Origin of the sequence: Mucilaginibacter pedocola, from assembly GCF_002013915.1 — a bacterium.
Classification (GTDB): domain Bacteria; phylum Bacteroidota; class Bacteroidia; order Sphingobacteriales; family Sphingobacteriaceae; genus Mucilaginibacter; species Mucilaginibacter pedocola.
In genome coordinates this window covers 15871-38890 of sequence record NZ_MBTF01000001.1, presented here as the reverse complement: position 1 = coordinate 38890, position 23020 = coordinate 15871, and the positions used below count along the sequence as shown (strand labels likewise).

Below are 23020 nucleotides of genomic sequence, written 5' to 3'. Positions count from 1 at the left end.
AATCACTTTGCTTGTTGCCACAAGAAAACCAGGGGCGGCGGAACTTGCCCCTTTGCCGGATGTAATTAACTGCAACAAATGCCCCGCAAAAAGTATAAAGATCAGGAGCAAGTGCTGACGCATTTTATCCGAACGCGACTGACCAAAAAGGCATTCGATCGGTTGGATAAGATCAGCAAGGAAAGCGATTGTCATACTGTCGGGGAAGTAGCGCGGAAACTCCTGAGCACGGAAAAGATCACGCTATTCTACAGGGATGTTACGCTCGATCGGTTCATGGAGGAACTGGCATTAGTCCGCAAAGAATTGAAAGCCATCGGGATCAATATCAACCAACTGACGAAAGGGTATCATATCGCCAGCAAGAAGCAGCAACCCACTAACTATATTATGGCGGAAGTGGTCAAACTTTACAGGCAGGTCGATGGAAAAACTGAAGACCTGCTACACATCATCAACCAGCTCGCACAAAAATGGTTGCAAGAATAAAGACCGGCAAGAACCTGCGCGGAGCCTTGCATTATAATGAACGTAAGGTGACCGCGGGAAAAGCAGAACTGATTCTGGCCAGTGGGTTTGCGGGTAACATCGAGCAGCTAAAGTTTAACCAGAAGCTCGCCCGTTTTGAAAAGCTGATATCGCTCAAACCAAGCGTCAAAACCAATACAGTTCACATCTCCCTGAATTTTGATGTGAAAGAGAAACTGGAAGAGGAGACCTTGCAAAGGATCGCCATGGTGTATATGGATAAGATCGGTTTTGGAGACCAGCCCTACCTGACTTACCGCCACCACGATGCTGCCCATGACCACCTGCATGTGGTGACCACGAATATTCAGCCAAAGAGCAGTGCCATAAACCTACATGGCATTGGTTGGCAACGATCGGAAGCTGCACGAAAGGCGATAGAAGAAGAATTTGACTTGGTTAAAGCAAAAGGGAAACAGTGCAAACCCGAACCTGCGATCAAGGCCATCGACATTGAAAAAGTTAGTTATGGAAAAATCCCCACCAAGCGGGCGATCAGCAACACTTTGAATGCAGTGATCGATAATTACAAATTTGCTTCCCTTGCCGAATTGAACGCAGTACTTAAACAGTTTAATGTGGCCGCCGACCGTGGCGCAGCAGACAGTATCATGTTTCAGAAGCGCGGGTTGATGTACAGCTTATTGGATGCAAATGGCGGAAAAGTTGGTGTGCCGATCAAAGCCAGTTCCTTATACGCCAAACCCACACTGCATAACCTTGAAAAACGATTTGAGAAAAACAGGGAGAACCGGCAGGAATTCAAGCCATCCGTAAAAGACAGGATTGACAGGGTGCTCCAGATGCATTACCTCACTCGGCGAGCGTTTACCAATGCCCTGCAAAAACATGGTATCGCAGTTCTATTCCGGCAAAGCGACATGGGGCAAACTTATGGGATCACCTTTGTAGACCACTGGAAAAAGGCGGTGTTCAACGGCAGTGAACTGGGCAAATCTTATACGGCAAAAGCGATTACCGATCAATTCCGTCCCGAGCGTACACAACAATTGACAAGCAATACTTTACAAATGTCAAAAGAACCATTGTCAAATGACAATGGGCACCGGTCAACATCGAACCCGTTAGAAGCTTTGCTGGCTCCGATCGAACGGTCAGGTCCGTTCCTGGTGAAGATACAGCGCCGCAAGAAAAAGAAATTAAACATCTAAATAAAGCATTATGCAAACCGGAGAGAATATCCAGGCCCTACGCAAGATCATAGACATGACCAGGCTGTTCAGCCTGGTGATCTTAGGCATCCACTTTTCCTGTTCTGTTATACAGCGTTTAAGGAATGGCAGCTCACCGCTCAATTAACAGACCGGTTACTGGCAAACTTAAGCAGACTACCAATTTTTCAGAGCGAACTTTGGAGTAAATTATCGGCACTTGTTTTACTAGCTGTTTCGCTGATTGGGGCGAAAGGGCGCAAAGAGGAAAAGATAAGCAGGGATCGTATCATCGCCTATTCCCTATGTGGGCTATTGCTTTATGGCCTCAGCCATTTCTGCCTGGATATTTCCGCTACGGCACATAAGGTCGCCATCATCTATATCTTCGTAACGATGACCGGTTACCTATTGATTCTGACGGGTGGAACCCGGTTATCCCGTTTATTGAAGATCAACCTCGGCAAAGATATTTTCAATAACGAAAACGAAACTTTTCCCCAGGAGGAAAGATTGATCGACAATGAATATTCAGTGAACCTACCCGCCCGTTATACCTTTAAAGGGAAGGTCCGGGCCAGCTGGATCAACTTTGTCAACCTGTTCCGGGGATTGCTGGTGATCGGTACACCCGGCGCCGGCAAAACCTATTTTGTTATCCGGCATGTCATCCGCCAGCATATTCAGAAGGGGTTCAGTATGTTCCTGTATGATTTTAAAATGCCTGACCTTACCCTCATCGCCTACAACGCCTTGCGCCAGTACTATAAAAATTACCAAGTAAAGCCGGGTTTCTTTGTCATCGATTTAGACCAACCAAAACACCGTTGCAACCCGCTTGACCCGGAGGGGATGATGGATATCACCGATGCCGCAGAATCCAGCAGGACGATCCTTTTAGGGCTCAACCGGGAATGGATACGGAAGCAGGGTGATTTCTTTGTCGAATCACCAATCAACTTTGTCACCGCTGTCATTTGGTATTTAAGAAAATATAAGGATGGCAGATATTGCACCCTGCCGCATGTCATCGAACTGATCCAGGCGGACTATGACCAGCTATTTCGGGTATTGCAAATGGAGCCGGAGATCGAAGTATTGGTCAATCCCTTTATTTCAGCATTTATCAATGAAGCCACAGATCAGCTGGAGGGGCAGATCGCCAGCGCGAAGATCGGGTTAGGTAGATTATCATCGCCGAAGATCTATTACGTGTTGACGGGAAATGATCTTACACTGGACATCAATAACCCTGATGAACCCAAGATCATCTGCGTAGGCAATAACCCGCAGAAAGTGCAGACCTACGGCGCGGTGTTGTCTTTGTATGTTTCCAGGATGATCAAACTGGTTAATAAGAAAGGCCAGTTAAAAAGCAGCCTGATCTTCGATGAGTTCCCGACCGTGTTCCTGAATAATATTGACGGCCTCATCGCAACGGCGCGTTCCAATAAAGTGGCGACCACGTTGGGCATCCAGGATTATAGCCAGCTGAAGAAAGACTATGGACGCGAGCAGGCGGAGGTCATCATGAATATTGTCGGCAATGTTATCAGCGGGCAGGTTACCGGTGATACGGCCAAGCAGTTATCAGAACGTTTCGGGAAGATCAACCAGGTCAAGGAAAGTTTGTCCATTAACAGTTCTGACACCAGCGTGAGTAAGTCTACCCAATTGGATTATGCTATCACGCCGTCCCGTATCTCGACCTTGTCATCCGGAGAATTTGTAGGAATGATGGCTGACGAACCCAATAACAAGATCGACCTGAAAGTATTTCATAACGAGATCATCAACGACCATGCGGTCATTGCCAGAGAAGAGGCCGCTTACAAACCGTTACCGGATATTCGCACTCCTACCGAGGAGGAAATCATGGAGAATTACAAACGGATCAAAGAAGACATCCGTGAGTTGATCGCGGAGGAATTGGCTAATCGGCCGAAGCCGGGTACAAATACGGAAAAAGAACAGGCATCGGGCAGGGGAAAAAAGCGGAATAACACAAATAAAAAAAGCCTCTCACTTTGAAGCATTCGCTAAACACGATTTAGTGGTAACATATAACCTCCTTGATAAAAATCATATCATAGAAAACCAAAAGATCATAAATCATTAAATTATGTACTTAAAAAAAATCAAACATGTCACTGTCGGGAGATTTGTTAAAGGGCTTGCCCTGGTGTATTTGCTAACCAACTATTCGCCCATAAATTTTTTATTAAAAGAAAATTATACATACAGCAATATTGATGGTAGTTTCATCATTTCCGAGGAATGTGGAAAAGGGTTCAATTACGAATATGTCATAAGGCGCTACGCGGTATACTTATATCAAAATCCAGAAAAAAACAAAAATGATAATAGGCTCTATAGGGTCTTCACAATAAAACCGTGGCTCATTTGGGAATGGCATGACCTCATTTTTAGGAATGATCGTTTTTGGTTGCCATTTTTATACAAGGAAAAATGTGAATGAGGTAGTTGTAACTAAAATGCTGTCCTATTTAAATAGTGATGAGTTGAATCTTCGCCTTTAGAAGAACTCCGTCGATTTTTTTGCGTGCCGGCCCGAAACTACAATAGAGGCGTTTTACTTGGTAAGTATAAAGGGCTGTATTTTGCATAGATGTACGATCGATGAAAACAGTAATGCGATTTGATTGATTGAATCTATTGTTGGCCTCTCCAAAGAACGAATACCAGCTGAAATATACGCGAATATTGGCACAACTATTGAACCTCACGCCTTATGAATAAACGTATACTTGTCCTGGATGACGATGTGGATTTTTTGGAATGCGTTTCCAACATACTTGAAAACGCCGGATGCACCGTAATTCCTTTCCGGCAGCTCTCAACACCTGAAGAAATTCTTGAAAAATGCCCCGATTGTATCATATTGGATGAAGTTTTACCATCTATCAGTGGCCATACTATTTGTATAATTCTAAAAAGGATTCAGGCGAATCGACACAATATTCCGATCGTGCTGATGTCAGGTCTAGCGGACCTCGCTGCGCGGGCCCGGTTGTGCGATGCTGACGCTTTTATTCAAAAACCGTTCAAAAGTAACGACGAATTTATTCAGCTTATCCAAGATACCGTGGACCGGGGAGCTGCCTGAAATAATTACGCCGGCTTTTCTATTAAGCTTTATTAAGATCAGGTTTAAAGTGTGCCTTCAGGGCCATAGTTGTTTAAAAATGAATACTGTAATAGATAATTTGAGTCTTCCTGCGCAGGGGCAGAATGTTTCCTTAACATTAGTGAACCAACAAAAAGTTATACGATTCTAGGTTTAGAACTCGCTAATAAGTTAAAGTGAAAGCGTGCTCCTAAAATTTATATCATGAAATTAAAAATATAATTATGGAAGTGATAGATCCGCTTGAATTTGCCAGCACGATAACTGATGCCTATACGAACAAGCCCGTGGGCCAGCTTAATGACCATGTAATACGCTTGTCCATCATGACCTTGCCATATGATTGGCATTACCACCCGAATTCTGACGAAACCTTTATAGGTTCCGCAGGAATTCTTGTAGTAGAGACAGAGAAAGCAGCCGTCGAACTCTCGGCTGGTATGGCCATAACTATATCTAAGGGCATACTGCATAGAACCCGCCCCAAGGGAGAACGCAGTGTAAACCTGACCATAGAGCACGCCGCTATAGAAACGGTATTTGTGTATTAACTGCTTTTACCGATCTCGTGTTTAGGCGGCACGACCGCCACGTTTTGCTCCGATTCCTTTTGCTCTACATGTACTGCAAATTCGGCTGGTTCTATCCTCACTCCATAAAAGTCAGCATATGCACGGGTGAACTCGGCTCCGAAATACAGAATAGCGGCGGTGTAATATACCCAAAGCAGGATGACGATCAGTGAGCCTGCAGCGCCATAAGTAGAACTGGTTCCGCTTTTTTCGATATATATACCGATAATAACACGCCCGATCATGAACAATACGGCTGTAAATAATGCCCCTGACCGAACATCTTTCCATCGAACTTTAGCATCGGGCAATACCTTGAAAATCACTCCGAATAAAACAGCGATCACAGTGAAGCTGATCAACGCATTTAGAACGTTGAAGAATGTAACGGTTATCGCGGGTAAGAAATGTTTCAAGTAATAACTGGCAGCTAACAATGCGCCATTGACCACTAATGAGACCAAAAGCAAAAAGCCAATGGCAACAATGAGGGAGCCGGACAGCAAGCGGTTCTTTAAGAGCCTGATCCAGCCGACCTTCGGTTTTGGCTTAACCTGCCAGATGATATTGATCGATTCCTGTATCTCGCCAAAAACCGTGGTGGCACCGAGTATCAACGTAACGGCACCGATAATAACCGATATAGTCGACTTCCCGCTGGTTTGCAAATTTTTAAGCATATCCTGGATCTGTTTAGCCGCGTCATTGCCAACCAGTCCATTGATCTCATGAAATATCTTACCTTGTATAGCGTCTTTGCCCAAAACCAGCCCTGCCAACGAGATCAGCAACAATAGTAGCGGTGCCAATGAAAAGATGGTGTAGTAGGCCAACGATGCACTATATTTCAATGCGAGGTCATCACTAAAACCATTAAAGGCCGCTTTCATAATGGTAAAGCCGTTTTTAAAAGATTTTCTTGTTAGATAATTTTTGAGTGCCATAGCTCCAGAGTCGGTTTTTGATAAATTGCGTTTTTCGGGGAGAGGTTGAACGATATTCGGGGTAACGCGGATATTGATCTTCTTTTTCCTCTAGGGTATTAAGCTCCTTAAGGTTCGAAGGATAGCGCGTTTATCGCTGAACTGCGCGGCCATTATAACCTCGCTTTGCTTTACCTGCCTTTTTAGCGAAGCGATCGCAGTCTTTAGATCATCAGCATTATCGATCTTTCCCATTTTTAAGAAATGATAAATGCGCCATTTGGTTTGCGAAAGATAGGAATTACCATGATCTATCCGGCGCAAAAGCCCCTGATGGACAAATCCATACACTATACTCCCACAGGTAAAGATATAACCACTTCGGTACTTAGATCCTCGACAGAGCTGATATCTATTTTCCCTCCATGGCCTTTAACCACGATGTCATAACTAAGCGACAACCCTAGTCCTGTTCCTTCACCTGTCGGCTTGGTGGTAAAGAATGGTTACATGATCTTGTTCATTATGGATTTGGAGATGCCGGTTCCATTATCCCTGGCTTCTATGATCACATTCCCTGAAGCTTGATAGATCTTCACACTCAGCGCGGGGTTATAACCATGTCCAAGCCGCTTCTGCCGTTGTTGCAAAGCATAGAAAGCATTACTGAACATATTTGATAGAACACGGCCAATATCCTGTGGCACGGCCACTATTTCGGCTAATGTACCGCCGGCATCCATGGTGATATCCGCGATAAAAAAGCTATCCTTCAGTTGGAAGCTTTTGTAAGATAGTTGGAGGCATTCGTTGGCGAGTTTAATAATATCAGTAGGTTGTTTTCGTGCCGACGCACTGCGGGAATGCTCCAGCATTCCTTTTACGATATTATCGGCCCGTTTACCGTGATGGCAAATCTTTTCGAGGTTTTGTTTTAGATCGGCGCTGATCGCCTCTGCCTCTCCATAAGCACCTTTTCGAAGTTCTTCCCCCATTTCATCTAGCAATTCGGTGCTCAGCTCAGAAAAATTATTGATAAAATTCAAGGGATTTTTGATCTCGTGTGCTATACCGGCCGTCAGCTCACCCAGCGATGCCATTTTCTCGGCTTGGATCAGTTGTTCCTGCGTAGCGCGTAGCTCTTCCAACGACCCGTGCAATGCTGAGGTGCGCTGGGCGACCTGCGCTTCTAACCGTTCGTTTTGCTGGAACAGTAATAACTGCTTTTCCTGTTCTTGAGCAAGGTTCTTCTTTGACAATAACTCTACCTGAACCAGTTTTTCCCGTAATAGGCCGCTTTTAAGAGCGAACTCCCTTGCGAGGTAAAGAGAAATACCTAAAGCTGGCGCTATGTAGGTAATACCAATAAAAGTTTGAAACCACAGTAAGCTTACGTGGATATCCCAGTATTGCACGACAGATGAAAGCGTTGCAGCACTTATCGACACAGCAAATCCCGCCGTGATGATACCCGCACCACTCTTCTGCGCCACAAGGGCTTTAGCTAAAAGCGATACCTGGATCACTTCGAATAAGATCAATACACCGTCAAAATTCCAAAACCTGGTTCCGCATAAAAGTATCCCTGCGATGCTGATCACGTAAACCGCCCATGTCACTGCTACCATCTTCCGGGTGTTAAAGCCGAAAAGGGTACTCAGCGCCTTGATGGACCATATCGCCGGCATTAGCGATAGCAAAAAAGCGGGTACACGCACAAGTGTATATAGCCTGATATCCTGCACCCAGCCTTGAAGTACCACCAACAGAAAGGTTAAGGTGGAAATTCCGGCATAGAGGCTGAAAAAAGATCGGCGCGCTGCGCGGGGTCGTAACGGTAAAAAGACAGGTGTAATAAAGTCAAAAGAAAAAAACCGACACAAGTACCGTATAAGTACCATTGCTCTCATCGATAGCCTTATTATTGGCTTGCCAATTTGAAAAATTATTAAGGGTCAGCCAAAGCAAGTAACCATCTGTATGCATATGAAAACCAGGCCGCCAGGGGGCGAACCGTATAGCAAGGACATGCTCTTTGCCTGCACTGAGGTGCAACTCTTCTTCGGGCAGGTTCGCTCCTATCGGAATTACCTCATTTCCGCTACGGCTTATGACACCGTGCCGCAGTATCAGTTCGCCATCCAAAAAAATTTCTGAAGCGCAGGTTTGGAATACAGATAGGATCAAAGACCTTTTACTTAATTCAGGGCCGACCGTAAAATGGGTTCTCATCCAGCCGATACTGACCCCTTTTAATTCAGGCAATTGGCTGAGTGGTTTTTCCGGGTGGATAATCCGCCAACTTTTATCATTATATTCAGGAGCAGCGAATCCGGCTCCGTCCTCGCCGGTGAAACGCCATCCCTCAATGATATCGATGCCGCCGGGGGGTAAATGATCGAATGCCGGAACCTTAGCGGCCCGGGCATTCAACCGGAGCAGGCTGGAAATCAGTAAAAATAGGAATAAGAGTTTGGCATTCATATCAAAAATGGGGCCTTTAAATATACATTATTTGCCGGCCGTATGCCGTTGACGATGTACATTAAAAGTTCCTAATCGCTCGCTGTACAGCATCGCTTCCGTAATTATCCGTCAACAAGCTGATCCTAAAGCAATCTCCCTTCAGAACTTGTTTCCTTTGATGGCTGAATGATCATTCGCTATAGATCGCCCCGGTAATATATTTAGGGTCTTTTGGAGCTTTTATGATAAAATAATGATGCTGAGCATCCAAAAGTGTTAGAACCACATAACGCGAATTCCAGTTCCCAATACTGAAGATCGATAAAGGGCCTTTATGGTTTTGAAGAATTACCTGGTTCTCCGTTAAAATGCCTGGGTGTATTGCAACCTGCGCATAGCATAAATAAATAAACTATAGTAAAGTTGACTTTTTTCCATTCCATTACGTAGTTCAAAATAAAAAAAATTTTATATTATTTCGAAAAACGCTGACAGATGTCCGAATAACGCAAACGGACTCGCTATTTGCCGTTGCTCAGGACAGAAAAGAATGCCTGTAGAGAAATTTATGAACTTATGCCGGCAGCTTCAGTTGCTCCGATAATTCAATAATTTTAAGACGGAGTTCCGTGATCTCATTTTCCCGCCGGAGAAGTTTTTTGTTCGCCGCAATTAACAAATCCCTGGGGAGATGATCTGAAACCTGGCGATTAGCGAGTATATCTACTATAGGCAGGCCGAACAAGTCAGCGATCTGCTGAATACGCGATAGGCTCATGTCCGTAATGCCGGCTTCGATCTTGGAGAAGACCGGAATTGATATCCCCAGCCTGCTCGCAGCATCCCTTTGGGCCCAACCACGCTGGCGCCTGAGCAAACGAATAGTTTTACCAATACTTTTCATCGGGTTAAAAGCGAATGAGCGGAAAGAAATGATTTTATATGTTGATCCCCAAATATTGGTTTAGGCTAAAACTCTTAGATCATATATCGTCCTCAACTGTTTGGTATTTCCCCGCAAAAGTGAACTTCAGGCCACGATACAATGGGAAGCACTTCTCCCGCCAAAAATACTTTTCACGCCGCCTTCTTTGCTGGAGATCGCAAATTTATCCTCTTATATCATCTGGAGAGTGTTAAGGGGCATCACTCAAATTGAGTGAACGATGGTTTTAGAAATCTGATGCGCATCTATGCCCTAAATATTGATCAAGGGAGGCAGTAATAATTAACTTAAAGTTATTATTATTGTATCCCTGATTAATTTACTATGACTGGTTTAAATAGCTTGACCGTGAAAAAGGTTGGTGACCGCATTCGAGGTGTACGAAAAGAAAAAGGATTCAACCTGAGTAAAGTTGCCGGGCTTCTCGGCATCTCCACTCCGGCTGTCTCTAAGATAGAGACGGGCGTGACAGATATTAACTTATCCCGGTTACAGCAATTATCAGACATTTTTGAGATCGACATATCTTTTTTATTGGCCGGGATCAATAGCGAAAATGTTAATACCCAAAGCAAGGAGGTAGAGGCTTTAAAAGAACGCCTTGCCCTTTACGATGAAGAGATCAAACTACTTCAGCGTAAGGTGATATCCTTGTATGAAGAATTACTCAAAAAATAACAACTAAACTAACGCTTTCGCGCCGTTATAACGGGTTGGAATGCGTATGATGGCCGCAAAGAAATTAGGTTAGGTGCTCTCTTTCACATTGTGAAGTTAAATAGTATAGCTATAGTTTCTGGATATTTAATATTCAAAGCGTCGCTGTCCTGTTTATTTTACATGAAGCTTATAACAGTGCAATAGCGATCGCGATGGCTTTCCGCCTGGCTTTTAGATCAAGTGGCATGTCTTTTGAGAAGGTAAAACGGGATAATTAGTATAAGTTAAATGATCGGGGAGCGGAGTATACCGTTCCCCTTTTTGCAGCCCTGAATGGTGAACAAGCATTTATATAACCCCCCTAGGGCCTACTAATTCAAACTTATTTTAAATTATTCTATAGCTTTAGTCCGCCCGCGAACCCGTTACAGACTGATAAGAATACTTCTTAGCAAGCTTCTAACGGCACCTGCACTAACAAATCTCAACTTAGCATGTTATTTTTTCATGACAAAACACAAAACATTTCCCGCAGAGCAGCCTGAGATGCCGCTTCCGGATAAAAAGCCTGAAATAAAGCAACCTCATGACCCGCATACACCTGAAACTCCCGAGGAAGCCCCTCAACACGAGCCGGAAGAACTTCCACCGGGTAATATTCCTCCGATGAAAGGCAATGATAAGGCCCGACAGCATTAGTTAGATGAATAATCAGATTCTTGAACATAAGTTAAGCTTTCGAATTAAATGATCCTGTAGCTATTTATGATAAAAAATAATACAAAACGGAAGTTGCGTGCCGCTGTTGCAGGGCGTCAGGAATGGTTCTTATTGAAATAAAATATAATGGCTCAAACAATTTATCACGCTGACAATTCATAAATAATGAACTATGACCTTCTGATGAATGAGAGGCTTGAACGTTTTAAACAGATATTAAATGTTCTTCCTCAGCCTTTTGAAATACCAGCTGAATTGTTGGTGTTATCTGCCGGAGAGTTTGCCAGCCCATGGAGTTACCGGCATGTGCAAATGCCTGGCCAAACCATGTATTTTATATTTCAAAAAGCAGGCTTTACAGATGCCCGGCCACTCGTGTGGGAATGCGCGGACCGTGAGTTGAATAAGATCATGCAAGATCATTTTGACCGCGCTGCTTAAGAATTCCGGACTTACAGCGTTTTATAACCATAAATTTAACGGCGTTGCTGTAAACCCTTAACATATATATGTTTTCAGACTAACCGGATACCGCATGCCCGGGCTGCTTAGGCCCAATATGCCCACCGGAATTTTGCGGGGGTATTCTTTTCGTTGGATATATAACTTTTTGGCGCCTGTATGAGCCCGGCAGTAACGGCGTTACATTATCATTCATGACGTCGGGCCTTAAACCTATAACCGGGCAGGTTATTAACAGCTTTTTGATCGCTGCTTAAAACAGCTTCCTGCCTTCTGCACTCCATTCTACATCTCTTTATTTTGGCCTATTTACGCCGCTGTTACTAATTTTACAAAAGGAATAAAACCTTTCAGCTCCACTTCCGTAACCCGCCATCAAACATAGGGAAGATGAGCGTGTTCTATTAATATGAACTTTTTCGGCGGCACAAGCGGACTCCAGATACCGATACCTAAACGCGAATTTCCTGCGATACATCAGGATAGGTCGAGGCTGGGCTATTATGCGTTATTGGAGAATAGCCTTGAAGTCAACAGTTCTTTTTACAAATTGCCTCGCTCGAAAACTATAGCCAAATGGGTTGATGAGGTACCACCACACTTCCGCTTCACGTTCAAACTTTGGAAGGAGATCACACACGAAAAAAGCCTGCTGTTTTCATCTTCGGCACTTGAAGATTTCATGAACGCCCTGGCTCCTGTTGAAAGCCGAAAAGGAACTCTGCTATTACAATTTCCGCCAAGCCTGCATTATCCGGCATTTTCTCAATTGAGAGAATTACTCACATTACTGTCCAACTATACCTGGCCGGTCGCGGTCGAATTTCGTCATTCCTCCTGGTATAATGACCGGGTATACGACCTACTCTACCAGCACCGGGCCGCGCTGGTGTTGCAGGATATGCCGTCATCTCATACGCCTATGGAGCTAACCGCTGATAGTTGGGTATACCTGCGTTTCCATGGGCCTGAGGGGCGCTATAAAGGCAGCTACAGTGATCAAGTCTTACATGAATACGCAAGTTACATCAGCGAATGGCTGGCTGACGGAAAAACTGTTTATACCTATTTTAACAATACTGCGGGCGCAGCACTGCAAGACCTTCAGCGATTAAAATATTTTTTGAATGGCCATAATGGATGATCGCTCCTTATTTAAGAAGATGAACCCAGCCTGCCGTTGCAAAAACGGTTTCACCCTTGTACAGGCTCTAATGGAAGGTTAATGGTGAGTATTGAACCTTTCCCTTCCTCACTTTCGATCTTCAGGCCGCCTCCGTGGTCAGAAATGATGCGCGAAGAAACATAAAGCCCCATTCCCAAACCGCTATACTTTTTCTCCGCTAACTCGCTGCGGTAAAATTTTTCGAAAACGCGTTTAGTGGTTTCCGTGCTCATCCCTATCCCTTCATCAGTAATACTTATTATTGCGGATAGGTCTTTGCGCGCAAGGTTAATTGCTATTCTCTTTCCCGGCTGAGAATATTTAGCTGCGTTACCCACAAGGTTCATCAGCACTTGTTCTATCCGAAGGCGATCTATCATAACGGTCATATCCTCGTCGACGTTCACTTCTAACAGGTGGCCAGCTACCAGCAACTGTAAAGGCTCCCGTATCGACTCCAGGTAGGGCGTTAATTCGGTCGCTTCCCTTTGATAATTCACCTGGCCTTCCTCCATGCGGGATATATCCATTAGTTGCCGTACCAGGTTACTCAACTTAGCGGTCTGAGTTTCGATCTTCACCAAAAACTTTTCCAGGGCGACATTCTGGCCCTTATTTTCGCGAAGCGCGAGTTGCGCAAAAGACCGCAGTATCGTAAGCGGGGAATTTAGTTCATGGCTTGCTACCGATAAAAATTCGTTCTTCTTTTGGTCCAGGTAGCTTGCGTGTGTCAAAGCCAACTCGTGTTGTTGGTTCAGTTCAGACAATTGCGCGTTCCGCTGCTTAACCTCCTCGTATGCACTCATTGGCCCTTCGGCCTCTAACTGTAGTTTAACCGCATTCACTTTCCGCTGGTCGAGCCTCACAGACCTCGGGATACCCAGTTTTAAATTTATGGTCAAAAGATCCCCGGCGGCCTCAAGGTCGAGCACCGGCACCAACTTTCGGGCATACTCTAAACCTTCATTACTCCGGTTAAATATCTCATCGATACGGCAGGTGATCCTTGCCGCCATAAAAAAGCGGCCATTATCCTGCGTAGCACCCAGCGTTGCCAGACCTTCGAATGCCTTGTCGATCACCTCCCGGCATACCTCCGAAACGGCGGTAGCGAAAGCCGTTTGTGTGGAAATAGTAAGGCCCAATAATTCGCCTACGCGCATAGATCTTTTATAGGCCAGCGTAAGGTCCATTTCATTCTCAAGGGATATCGCGGTCAATTGTGTCATATGTCTATATTTTAGCTATAAGCACCGACATATCATCTGTACGGCGTGCATGATCTTTATAAATTGCCGCGGCTTGCAGGATAATATCGCAGCGTAGCAAGCTTGCTTGTTTACCTGATTCCCATCTGGACCGAATACCATCAGAGCACATCGTAAGTTGTTGGTACTCCTCCATTTTCATACGCTGATCATTCATGGTATTCGGGATGTTATGCCCTATGATGCCATTGTATGCGAGTGAGGTTTTTGATTGCAAAGGGCCGCTCAGCTTAGAAGAGATATTTCCGACCCCTGCCAACGTGATGAGCGACGCCTTCAGATCAAAAACGGCGATGGTGGCTACCAGTCCACGCGTTTTCCTCACCGCCGGATGAATATAACGAATGATCTCTACCGGCGAGTTCGACGGGCATTGCTTGAAAGCCTTTACGGCTTCATTTACCGCCAGGTTCGCCTCTACCCCATGGCCCAAACCATCGGCCAGCATCACCTTTATGTGATCTTCCGTTGCTTTTAAATAATAACCGTCCCCGCTGGCTTTTTCCCCGGGTTTAGCAACCACTAAGGCTTTAACTGTTATCGTGGCTTTGCGCCGTAACTTCGCGGGAGGCGATTTGAATACCCGGCTAACCAATAACGTGCCCCAGCCTTTCGCCGAAAAAATATCGAACTGGTCTGACAGCCGTTTGATACTTCCCAAGCCATGGCCCATCGTATTGGTGGTGGAGTAACCGTCCGTCATCATCCGCGGAACATCGCTCATGCCCGGGCCGCTATCTATACTGATCAGTTCGATATACTCGTGTTCGCTATCCTTAAAATACCCGACAAGCAATTCACCGTTATTGGCATACTTATGTAAATTGGAAGTTAGCTCGGCAACAATAATATCGAGTTCAGCGATCCGTTTCTCCGAAAAATCTGCAGAGAGCGCTATATTATGAACTTCCTTTTTGATAAGTGCGTAATAGCTTCTGTCCGAGGCATCAAAGCTGATGTGTGTTGCGTCAACCATTTGCCCATTTTAAGATCACCACTTTTGTCCCCTTTCCCAATTCACTCTTAATATCGAATTCGTTCACCAAGCGTTTAGTACCCGGCAGGCCGAGCCCTAAACTTTTACCTGTACTATACCCATCCTTCATAGCCATGGCAATATCTGCTATGCCCGGCCCTTTGTCGCTAAAAGTCAAACGGATGCCGTTATCCCGCCCGCGCGAAACCACTTCTATCAGGATCTCGCCACCACCGCCGTAGCGCAACATATTACGCACCAGTTCGCTTGCAGCGGTTTGCAGTTTTGTTTGATTCACCAAGCCCATTCTTATCTTGGTGGCATACTCTTTAACGCGGTTGCGGAAGGGCACAACGTCCTGGTCACGCTGAACGGGCATATGGTCTTTATTCAGAGATATCGTCGCTGTGATCATATTCAGGATCTGTTTCATCTTCGTCAGTAACCTGAATCTTTAACTTGAGCAGATCCATACCCTTTTCTACATTAAGGGCAGTATAAACCCCCTTTAATGGTAAACCCAATTCCACCAGCGTAATAGCCACCGCCGGCTGCATACCAACCACGACGGTCTCGGCATCTAATAATTTAGACATGACGCCGATATTGCCAATAATACGCCCCATGAACGAATCCACGATGCTTACCGCAGAGATATCTATTAATATACCCTTTGCCCCTGTTTTGCTCACCATACGCACCAAATCGGCTTCCAGGTCGAGCGCAAGCCTGTCATAAAGGTCGACTTGTATAGTAACCAACAGGAATTGCCCCATCTTTAAAATAGGAATTCTGTCCATAACTGTTTTATGAGATCGCTTTAACTTCCTTTTTTACTACTAACCTTAATGTTCTAAACGCGTACTGCAGCGCACTGGCCAATGTAGCCTTAGTAACGATCCCGGAAAGGTCGATACCGAGGTGAACGATAGTCTGCGCGATCTCCGGGCGTATACCGCTGATGATACACTCTGCTCCCATTAAACGGGTAGCGCTAACTGTTTTTAATAAATGCTGCGCCACCAAAGAATCTACAGTTGGCACGCCGGAAATATCTAAAATAGCTACGCTGCTTTCAGATTCTACGATCTCGGTCAGCAGGCTTTCCATTACGACCTGCGTGCGGGCACTATCCAGCGTTCCGATTATGGGTAGCGCAATGATGCCATCCCACACGCGGATGACAGGTGTCGATATTTCTGAGATCTCATCCGTTTGGCGCAGGATGACCTCTTCGCGGCCTTTGATAAAGGTTTCGAAGGTGATGATAGAAAAGCTATCCATCAAACGATTCAGCTTTAAGGTCACCTCTACCAGTTCTTTAGGGCCTTCTATTTCGTCCTGCACCACCTCTATCAAAGCTTGCTTAAGGCTCATGATGAACAGCCCAGTCTCACGCGGGCTGTAACCTTGGCGCGCGCGGGAAATCGAGATCCCGCTCAATATCTCGATCACATGATCAAAATCCCCTGAATCTGCATCTGACAGGTTTTTATCGTTCAAACTTTTTACCAATGCGGTGATAAGTTCCTCAGATTCGGCTCGCAGGTCCTCATTGCTCATCAGGTCTTCCCGCAAACCGGCATCGGCCAATTGGTTCTGCATCCATCGTTCCAGGATTTCGGTTTGTTTCTTTTTAAAGATCTTGGTTATATCAATAGCCATAGGTAGTAATTATATTGTGTGTAATGGTACGTTATTTTTTTTAGAAAGAAAATTATTATGATCTTAAAAAAATTAGGAATATTTATCCTGACACATTTCCTAGAAATTAATGGTATTCGTAAATAATATTCAGAGAAAATTTGATCGAACCGGGCTGAATGAACTGAATACAACTAACGACATCGCCCCTACCGGTGCAAAAATGTGATCCGAATATTTTTTTTTCAAATTCGATGGCCGGAGCCTTAATTCCGGCCGAAAGCAAAATAATCCACCTCCCCGAAGAAACCCCGCGGGAATCTTCTATGCGCATCATACCGCCAGTTTCAGCAAACTGCCCTTACCATTTTTAGCATTCAATTTTTTCGACAATATTTTACCTGACAAATCCATTTTTGCCGTTGCGTAAAACAACTGGTTGTTAACCCTGTAATAGGCTTTAATGCCGTACTCGCCCCACTTTTTGAATTTTATAACTACGCATTCAGGCTGATACTGATCTTCGGGAGATAAGGTTCTTTTAATTGCTTCCGTAAGCGGCAAACATTCTTTATCGTTACAAAAGCGATCTTGAAAGTAAATTTTTTCCTGGTTCATAGGCGTTAGTCTTTATTAAGGATTATAATTTATTAAACTATAATTTACATACCCAGTTTTCATAACATGGCAAAGGCAGCAAAAAAACAAAGCAAATAGCCGGGCATAAAAGCCAAAATGGACCCGGCGCCGGAATATATCAAAAGCAGTTACAAACCCGCTGGGAAGCTTAAAGGTAAAGTAGCGCTGATCACAGGCGGCGATAGCGGTATAGGGAGCGCAGTGGCGGTACACTACGCCAAAGAAGGTGCCGACCTTGCCATTGTTTACCTGGATGAGGAAATCGACGCGAAGGCTACTAGTGAAATTATTGAAGCGGCAGGCAGGAAATGCCTGCTGATAAAAGGGGGCGTCAAACGCGCAAAATTTCGCAAAAAGGCAATTCAAAAAGCGATGGGCGAATTTGGCTAACTGAATATCGTGGTGAATAATGCCACCATCCAGTTCCCGGAAAAGGACGTCAAGGCTATCGATGAAAAACAATTAGGTGCCACTTTCCGCACCAACATTTACGCCTACTTCTTTTTTGCTGAGGTATATGAAAGCGGGCGATACGATCATCAATACCACTTCCGTCACTGCCCACCGTTCATCTCCCGCGCTGATCGACTATTCTTATATAAAAGGCGCTATCACCACTTTCACCCGCTCGCTCGCCACCAACCTGACCGAAAAGGCATCGGGTAAATGCCGTAGCACCACGGCCGGTTTGGACGCCACTTATCGTATCAAGTTTAGATGATGAAAAGATAAAAAAATTCGGCAGTGAAACGGCTATGAAACGCGCGGGCCAACCCTCCGAAATTGCCCCCGCTTATGTATTTCTGGCCTCAGACGACGCTTCCTTTCGATAAAATACCGGCATCCCAGCATAAATTCCATTATTTTCATCGTTTATCATTATCGAGCGAACGCACAGAAAAGCAATAATCATACTGCTCTAATTACTCGCTCCTTTTTATTTCCGTGTCTGCTTTATTTATTTGGGTTTCGTCTTTAGAAGGTTCGGTACCTTCCAGTTCTTCTTGCGTTTTGTGTTTCTCCGCGTTAGCGTCATCGGCCTTGGTATCAATGATGTCGTCGGGCCCGGTCAGCGCCTCGATTTTTTCGTTTTCTTCATTCATGCCATACCCGCAACAATTGCTGTACCAGTTTAAAACAGCCTGTAATTTTTGTTGTTATTTTATTATGTTAACAAAAATAAACGAATTGCCGCCGGAGGTACTCGGTGTATGTGCCGCTGGCGAAGTAACGAAAGAAGACATGGAAACTGTGTTACTTCCAGGACTCGACGAATTGGTAAAGCGAACCGGCGAGATTCGGTATTTATTGGTATTAGAAACAGGCGTGCAAAACTTCACCCTTGCCGCCTGGTGGAAAGATATGTTGGCGGGTTTAAAACATTATACCCACTGGCACCGAATTGCCGTTGTAAGCGACCAAAAGGCGGTGGAATGGTTTACAGACGCCTTCCAATTGGCAATTCCCGGTAAGTCGAAGGGCTTTAGCCCGGATGAATTGAAAAAAGCCGAGGATTGGGTCATCGAGGAATAATATGCTTTTGTTGCCTGTTTCGGTGCGAATCCTGCGCTAACTAATTAATGTTATCCCAGCCACCGGTTGTTCCCGGCAACTTTCAGCGCTTCGGACTTGCTGTTAACGGCCAGTTTTTGGTAAATGTTTTTTATATGGCTACGGACGGTTTCTTTACTGATAAAAAGCTCCAACGCGATCTTACTGTAACTTTTCCCTTCCGAAATGCCTTTAAGCACTTCTCGTTCCCGCTCAGAAAGCGGCGAGTCCTGCGCGCGGCCGAACGAGCGGACCACCATCTTAGCGATATGCAAGCTCATCGGTGCCCCGCCCGAGAAAGCTTCCGCGATATTTTGCAGGATGTGTTCGATATCCGAATTTTTAACGATATATCCGCCCGCGCCGGCACAAAGCGACTGGAAAACCTTTTGGCTGTCTTCCAAAACCGTTATGATGAGCACGATACAATCCGGAAGCTGCTTCCTGATCCGCATGGTACCCTCTATACCGTTCATACCGGGCAGATCGATATCCATTAACACAAGGTCAGGCCGGTCATCCGGTAGTTTTTTTAACGCTTCTTCGCAATTATCATATTGGCCGGCCACGAAATATTCGCCCGATGTTTCGATGACGGCTGCGAAGCCTTCCCTGATCTTACTGTTGTCTTCAATGATAATGATTCTTTTCTTCATATAGATATGGGCAGGTGCACAGGGACACTGATGGCGACGCGCGTGCCACTGGCTTTTTTGGTAATCTGATAATTGAAGTTTTGTTTACGGCATCGGCGCTCCATATTGCCCAGCCCGTAATGTTCCCGCGAGGTGTCGGCTTCTTTCCAGCAGCCATTATCCTGCAGGATGAAGGTTGCCTGCGATGCAGTACATATCATGGTAAGCACGGCCTCACCGGCTCCGGAATGTTTGGCAACATTCGTCATGGCCTCTTTAAAGATGAAGATAAGGTTCAGCGCAGCCGAAATGTCTAACTGCACACCATGGCATTCCGGGGCGCTTGCAGAAAATGCGATATCGAACTGGTTATAATATTGTTGGCCGTAAGCCGTCAGGTAATCGAAAAGTTCATTCGGATCATCGCTGTTGTGGTTAAGCTGCCACAAAAAATCCTTGCTGCTGGCGTAAAGCCCATTACTGTTTTCTACGATACTGCTGATCATGGGCTGCAGTTCATGTTCGCTGCTTAACTTAAGTTTAAGCAGCCCCGCCTGCCGGGTAATGGCGGATAGCATATTCCCGGTCTGGTCATGAAAATCGGTGGCAATGGTTTCCCGCATACTGTTCAGTTGTTCGGTACGCTCCCTAAGTGAGCCCGTCATTCGGTTGAAATGCCGGGACAGCCTGCCAATTTCATCGTTAACCTGCACTTCTACCTTTGCGTCCAGGTCACCCGTGCCCACCTGTATAACGCCTGCCACTATTTTATTCAGGTGTTTAAGCAGCGTATAACGCAACAGCAAGGGTAACAAAAAGCAAATGGCCAGCGTAGTTACCGGGACGATAATGACGAAAACTTTCACGTAGCCGGTAGTTTCGGGCGTACCATCAGCACCGAATAACACGATCGGTATCAGCGTGACAGCGCTCAATGTTAGAAACAGCGTGATACCCACGATCTTGGTTTCGAATGAGGTTTTTTCGCGGGCGTAACTAAAGTATGCAAAACCTACCAGGACCGTGATCGATACGGAAAGCAAGTAAAGCGATGTTAAAAAGAAACCCGGCGGCACACTATCCAGGTCGTACAGGAAAATAATGGCTTGGATAAGGGTATAGATAAAAAGGCTGAAGGCGAACCCGCTGAATAAAGCTGTTTCCCTCGTAGTGGGATGCAGCAATTCATGTTTCAAAGAAAAGACGCCACGCTCTTTTAAAAAAAGCTTCATTTTTCGGATGTAATTGATGGCTGACCACAAGGTAGCCGCCACATACAGGCCGGCGAAAAACAGTATATGGTTCAGAGCGATCCGGTGGAAAAGGTAAAAGTCTGTCAGCCAGAAATAAGCGGCACAGCAAAAAAGGAAAACATAGGCCAGGATGGCCACCCAGCTCTCCCGGGGAAAACTGTTTTGATAGAACCGGTAGGAACACCAAATGACGGCCACGAATTGCAGGCCCTCTGTGAAAAGCATTAGCCAGTAAAGAGAAGCGGGTGGATTAACCACCGAACCGACAAAGAAGGAAACCAGTTGGGCCGGCAGTGCTGTAGCATAAATGAATATCATGAGGTAGCAATCGCCGGACTTATTTTTTAACCTCAGCAGATATACCAGGAATACCAGTTCGATACAGGCGATCGAAAGGTCGGTAATAGAACCGGGGGATGGCTGGAACCAAGTCATGGTGCAAGGTAATTCATTTTGGCCCTCACCCACACTGCTAAGTTAAAAATCCCCCAATTTGGAGGATTGACCCGAGCGGATGCTGTAGGTAACTTGCGTTATAATTAAAACGCATGAAAAAACTTTTACCTGCCCTTATATTAGTGTTGTTGAGTATCGCCGCTTGTAAAAAAGATAACAACACGCCGCCCGAAGAAAAGCCCGGCACCGGGGCTGCGGCCGTAACACTGGGCAGCCTTTCAGTTAGCATGGTCACCGAAGGGATGTCTGTTACCCTTTCCGGCAGCAACCTACCCGCAGCCACTTCTGAGGTCAAGGTTACTTTTAATGGTGTTGATGCGCCGGTACAATATAGTTCAGGCACGGCGCTTATTGTAACGGTGCCCGTCACCACAAGCGGCAGTGTGAAGGCAGTGATAGGGGGTAAAACGATCAGCGGGCCTTCGTTCATTTACGTATCCATACCCAAAATTACCGCCATTTCGCCGACCGTGGTGAGCGAAGGTAGCGTAGTGACCATTACCGGTACCGGCCTGCAGGCTTCGGGCCTGACCACAGTGGTTTCATTCAGCGGTATACCGGGCACGATCGATTCGGCTACGCCTACGGAGCTCAAAGTAATCGTCCCAAAGGCGGCCAGCGGGAAAGTTACCGTCACGCTTGCTCCTCAGATATTCGGACTGAGCGCGCCCTACACCTATGTTTCTCCGGGCCTTTTGGCACCTTATTCGAACGGTAGTGTTATTTTGACCTCGCAAGCAGAAGTTGACGCTTTTGTTGATATGAATAAAGGCAAGCAGCTGCAGGTAACGGGCGACCTGGAGATCAGCGGCGGGGATATAAATTCTGTTGCGGGACTATCTATTATCACCTCCATATCGGGTAAAGTTTCCTTTCGAAATGTGGAGGGTTTGGCCGATGCACCTTTTTTAAGTACACTGTCCAAGGCTGGTGAACTTTCCTTTGTATATGCAGGCCTCACTTCGCTCAATTTGAATAACCTTCAAGGGTTCACCGGTGGTATTTACGTCAACAACATGGCCAAACTGAGCAGCGTAAATTTTTCAGGCTTAACCGCTCCTTCCTATATCTCCCTCAATTACACTCCTTTACTTACCGATTTGGGCTTTTTAAGCAATATCACCTCTACTGGCAGTATATCGCTTACCAACACAGGAGCGAGAATGCTAAGAGCCGATAACTTAACCACCATCCGGAGCGTAGACATCAGCGGTTGCGCAGCTTTAACTTCCGTCAGCATGAGGTCGCTCATCACTACCACCGGCAATTATAGTTCAGGCATTACCATCTCCCAATGCCCTGCGCTAACAACAGTAGACTTCAGCGCGCTTACCACCGTTGCCGGAAAATTGTCGCTCAGCGGAACGGCAATAACCGGCATGGACGGCTTCAGCGCGCTTACCGGTACAGGTTCATTGTCGCTAAGCGGCAATTCCGAACTGCAAAACCTACAAGGGCTGAAGAATCTCAAAACCATTACGTCACCTGCTATCACTTCGGGGGCATTGGCCGGTTCCGTAGTGTTCAACGGTGTCAATATTTTGCTCAACCCCAAGCTTACTTCGCTAGATGGCTTGCAAAATGTAACTACCTTGCCTTTACTCACGATTAGGGACAACGTATCCCTTAATGATATTTGCCCTTTAAAAGAACAAATAAATAAGTTGAACGCAATTCCTGCTTATACTTATAAATACACCCCTTGCTGCGACTTTGGGATAGGGTATTTTAAAACCGGTTCACGTGCCGCACTTATTTTAACGGGGAATGGCAGCTATGCCACCCAGCAGGAAGCACTAGATGCTGTGGAACTTTGCAAATAATTAAACCTTAAAC

The 23020-nt window shown here is 45.6% G+C and carries 25 protein-coding genes and 3 pseudogenes; 12 read left to right on the top strand and 16 right to left on the bottom strand.

Going from position 1 to position 23020, the window contains the following annotated elements; translation table 11 throughout:
* Positions 1 to 78 precede the first annotated feature (78 nt).
* From BC343_RS00245 to BC343_RS00220, 5 genes and pseudogenes are all read left to right on the top strand, one after another.
* Positions 79 to 489: a hypothetical protein gene (locus tag BC343_RS00245; protein WP_078345712.1), complete on the top strand. Its 411-nt coding sequence runs from the start codon at positions 79 to 81 to the stop codon at positions 487 to 489.
* The gene (locus BC343_RS00240) at positions 474 to 1700 is read left to right on the top strand and encodes a relaxase/mobilization nuclease domain-containing protein (RefSeq protein WP_078345711.1); all 1227 of its coding nucleotides are present in this window, start codon (positions 474 to 476) and stop codon (positions 1698 to 1700) included. The genes BC343_RS00245 and BC343_RS00240 overlap by 16 nt, the downstream gene beginning before the upstream one ends.
* 10 nt (positions 1701 to 1710) lie before the next feature.
* Positions 1711 to 3731: pseudogene (mobC, locus tag BC343_RS00235) on the top strand (conjugal transfer protein MobC).
* 721 nt (positions 3732 to 4452) lie between these two features.
* On the top strand, positions 4453 to 4827 hold the full coding sequence (locus BC343_RS00225; protein ID WP_078345709.1) for a response regulator: 375 nt from the start codon (positions 4453 to 4455) through the stop codon (positions 4825 to 4827).
* A gap of 245 nt (positions 4828 to 5072) precedes the next feature.
* Positions 5073 to 5399, top strand: a complete 327-nt coding sequence (locus tag BC343_RS00220) for a cupin domain-containing protein (RefSeq protein WP_078345708.1) — start codon at positions 5073 to 5075, stop codon at positions 5397 to 5399.
* On the opposite strand, the gene BC343_RS00215 is transcribed toward BC343_RS00220, so the two are convergent.
* The 6 genes and pseudogenes from BC343_RS00215 to BC343_RS00200 all read right to left on the bottom strand — a co-directional run bounded on the left by BC343_RS00215 (position 5396) and on the right by BC343_RS00200 (position 9713).
* On the bottom strand, positions 5396 to 6310 hold the full coding sequence (locus BC343_RS00215; RefSeq protein ID WP_238381680.1) for a YihY/virulence factor BrkB family protein: 915 nt from the start codon (positions 6308 to 6310) through the stop codon (positions 5396 to 5398). The two genes, BC343_RS00220 and BC343_RS00215, sit on opposite strands and share 4 nt — an antisense overlap.
* A 144-nt stretch (positions 6311 to 6454) precedes the next feature.
* Positions 6455 to 6598, bottom strand: coding sequence for a hypothetical protein (locus tag BC343_RS30900; protein ID WP_156088728.1), 144 nt, complete (start codon positions 6596 to 6598; stop codon positions 6455 to 6457).
* Between the two features lie 95 nt (positions 6599 to 6693).
* Positions 6694 to 6837 (bottom strand): annotated as a pseudogene (locus BC343_RS31920) (ATP-binding protein); the annotation flags it as partial.
* A 12-nt stretch (positions 6838 to 6849) separates the two neighbouring features.
* The gene (locus BC343_RS00210; protein WP_162276795.1) at positions 6850 to 8031 is read right to left on the bottom strand and encodes a sensor histidine kinase; all 1182 of its coding nucleotides are present in this window, start codon (positions 8029 to 8031) and stop codon (positions 6850 to 6852) included.
* A 172-nt stretch (positions 8032 to 8203) separates the two neighbouring features.
* Complete coding sequence (locus tag BC343_RS00205; RefSeq protein WP_078345705.1) at positions 8204 to 8827, bottom strand: hypothetical protein; 624 nt, start codon at positions 8825 to 8827, stop codon at positions 8204 to 8206.
* A 556-nt stretch (positions 8828 to 9383) separates the two neighbouring features.
* On the bottom strand, positions 9384 to 9713 hold the full coding sequence (locus BC343_RS00200; protein WP_078345704.1) for a helix-turn-helix domain-containing protein: 330 nt from the start codon (positions 9711 to 9713) through the stop codon (positions 9384 to 9386).
* A gap of 366 nt (positions 9714 to 10079) precedes the next feature.
* Here BC343_RS00200 and BC343_RS00195 point away from each other — a divergent pair, with 366 nt between their 5' ends.
* Positions 10080 to 10433, top strand: coding sequence for a helix-turn-helix domain-containing protein (locus BC343_RS00195; protein WP_078345703.1), 354 nt, complete (start codon positions 10080 to 10082; stop codon positions 10431 to 10433).
* Positions 10434 to 10920: 487 nt separating this feature from the next.
* Here BC343_RS00195 and BC343_RS30895 read toward each other — a convergent pair whose 3' ends face one another.
* The gene (locus BC343_RS30895; RefSeq protein WP_156088727.1) at positions 10921 to 11142 is read right to left on the bottom strand and encodes a hypothetical protein; all 222 of its coding nucleotides are present in this window, start codon (positions 11140 to 11142) and stop codon (positions 10921 to 10923) included.
* 158 nt (positions 11143 to 11300) lie between these two features.
* Here BC343_RS30895 and BC343_RS00185 point away from each other — a divergent pair, with 158 nt between their 5' ends.
* Together BC343_RS00185 and BC343_RS00180 are read left to right on the top strand one after the other, a co-directional pair.
* Positions 11301 to 11576, top strand: coding sequence for a hypothetical protein (locus BC343_RS00185; RefSeq protein WP_078345701.1), 276 nt, complete (start codon positions 11301 to 11303; stop codon positions 11574 to 11576).
* Positions 11577 to 12006: 430 nt separating this feature from the next.
* Positions 12007 to 12741, top strand: a complete 735-nt coding sequence (locus tag BC343_RS00180) for a DUF72 domain-containing protein (protein ID WP_078345700.1) — start codon at positions 12007 to 12009, stop codon at positions 12739 to 12741.
* Between the two features lie 50 nt (positions 12742 to 12791).
* Here the strand turns inward: BC343_RS00180 and BC343_RS00175 are convergent, their stop codons facing one another.
* The 6 genes from BC343_RS00175 to BC343_RS00145 all read right to left on the bottom strand — a co-directional run bounded on the left by BC343_RS00175 (position 12792) and on the right by BC343_RS00145 (position 17268).
* Complete coding sequence (locus tag BC343_RS00175) at positions 12792 to 13991, bottom strand: sensor histidine kinase (protein WP_078345699.1); 1200 nt, start codon at positions 13989 to 13991, stop codon at positions 12792 to 12794.
* Positions 13992 to 13995: 4 nt separating this feature from the next.
* Positions 13996 to 15006 (bottom strand): SpoIIE family protein phosphatase, encoded by a 1011-nt coding sequence (locus BC343_RS00170; protein ID WP_078345698.1) that lies wholly within the window; start codon positions 15004 to 15006, stop codon positions 13996 to 13998.
* The gene (locus BC343_RS00165) at positions 14999 to 15439 is read right to left on the bottom strand and encodes an anti-sigma regulatory factor (RefSeq protein ID WP_238381679.1); all 441 of its coding nucleotides are present in this window, start codon (positions 15437 to 15439) and stop codon (positions 14999 to 15001) included. The genes BC343_RS00170 and BC343_RS00165 overlap by 8 nt, the downstream gene beginning before the upstream one ends.
* On the bottom strand, positions 15393 to 15806 hold the full coding sequence (locus BC343_RS00160; RefSeq protein ID WP_078345696.1) for an STAS domain-containing protein: 414 nt from the start codon (positions 15804 to 15806) through the stop codon (positions 15393 to 15395). Before BC343_RS00160 ends, BC343_RS00165 begins: the two co-directional genes overlap by 47 nt.
* A gap of 7 nt (positions 15807 to 15813) precedes the next feature.
* Positions 15814 to 16671 (bottom strand): STAS domain-containing protein, encoded by an 858-nt coding sequence (locus BC343_RS00155; RefSeq protein ID WP_078345695.1) that lies wholly within the window; start codon positions 16669 to 16671, stop codon positions 15814 to 15816.
* 312 nt (positions 16672 to 16983) lie between these two features.
* The gene (locus tag BC343_RS00145; RefSeq protein WP_078345693.1) at positions 16984 to 17268 is read right to left on the bottom strand and encodes a hypothetical protein; all 285 of its coding nucleotides are present in this window, start codon (positions 17266 to 17268) and stop codon (positions 16984 to 16986) included.
* Positions 17269 to 17385: 117 nt separating this feature from the next.
* Here BC343_RS00145 and BC343_RS31770 point away from each other — a divergent pair, with 117 nt between their 5' ends.
* On the top strand, positions 17386 to 17679 hold the full coding sequence (locus tag BC343_RS31770; protein WP_262493346.1) for an SDR family NAD(P)-dependent oxidoreductase: 294 nt from the start codon (positions 17386 to 17388) through the stop codon (positions 17677 to 17679).
* 127 nt (positions 17680 to 17806) lie between these two features.
* Positions 17807 to 18122: pseudogene (locus BC343_RS31915) on the top strand (SDR family oxidoreductase).
* A 90-nt stretch (positions 18123 to 18212) separates the two neighbouring features.
* Here BC343_RS31915 and BC343_RS00135 read toward each other — a convergent pair.
* Positions 18213 to 18392 carry a hypothetical protein gene (locus tag BC343_RS00135; RefSeq protein ID WP_078345692.1) on the bottom strand — a complete coding sequence of 60 codons (180 nt, stop codon included), beginning with the start codon at positions 18390 to 18392 and terminating at the stop codon, positions 18213 to 18215.
* A gap of 64 nt (positions 18393 to 18456) precedes the next feature.
* Between BC343_RS00135 and BC343_RS00130 the strand changes: the two genes are divergently transcribed.
* Positions 18457 to 18822 (top strand): SpoIIAA family protein, encoded by a 366-nt coding sequence (locus BC343_RS00130; RefSeq protein ID WP_078346460.1) that lies wholly within the window; start codon positions 18457 to 18459, stop codon positions 18820 to 18822.
* 50 nt (positions 18823 to 18872) lie between these two features.
* Here BC343_RS00130 and BC343_RS00125 read toward each other — a convergent pair whose 3' ends face one another.
* Both BC343_RS00125 and BC343_RS00120 read right to left on the bottom strand, forming a co-directional pair.
* Entirely contained in the window at positions 18873 to 19496 is a 624-nt protein-coding gene (locus BC343_RS00125) for a response regulator transcription factor (protein ID WP_078345691.1), read from the bottom strand.
* Complete coding sequence (locus BC343_RS00120) at positions 19493 to 21163, bottom strand: sensor histidine kinase (protein WP_078345690.1); 1671 nt, start codon at positions 21161 to 21163, stop codon at positions 19493 to 19495. The genes BC343_RS00125 and BC343_RS00120 overlap by 4 nt, the downstream gene beginning before the upstream one ends.
* Positions 21164 to 21276: 113 nt before the next feature.
* Here BC343_RS00120 and BC343_RS00115 point away from each other — a divergent pair, with 113 nt between their 5' ends.
* Positions 21277 to 23007 carry an IPT/TIG domain-containing protein gene (locus BC343_RS00115; RefSeq protein WP_078345689.1) on the top strand — a complete coding sequence of 577 codons (1731 nt, stop codon included), beginning with the start codon at positions 21277 to 21279 and terminating at the stop codon, positions 23005 to 23007.
* Positions 23008 to 23020 lie beyond the last annotated feature (13 nt).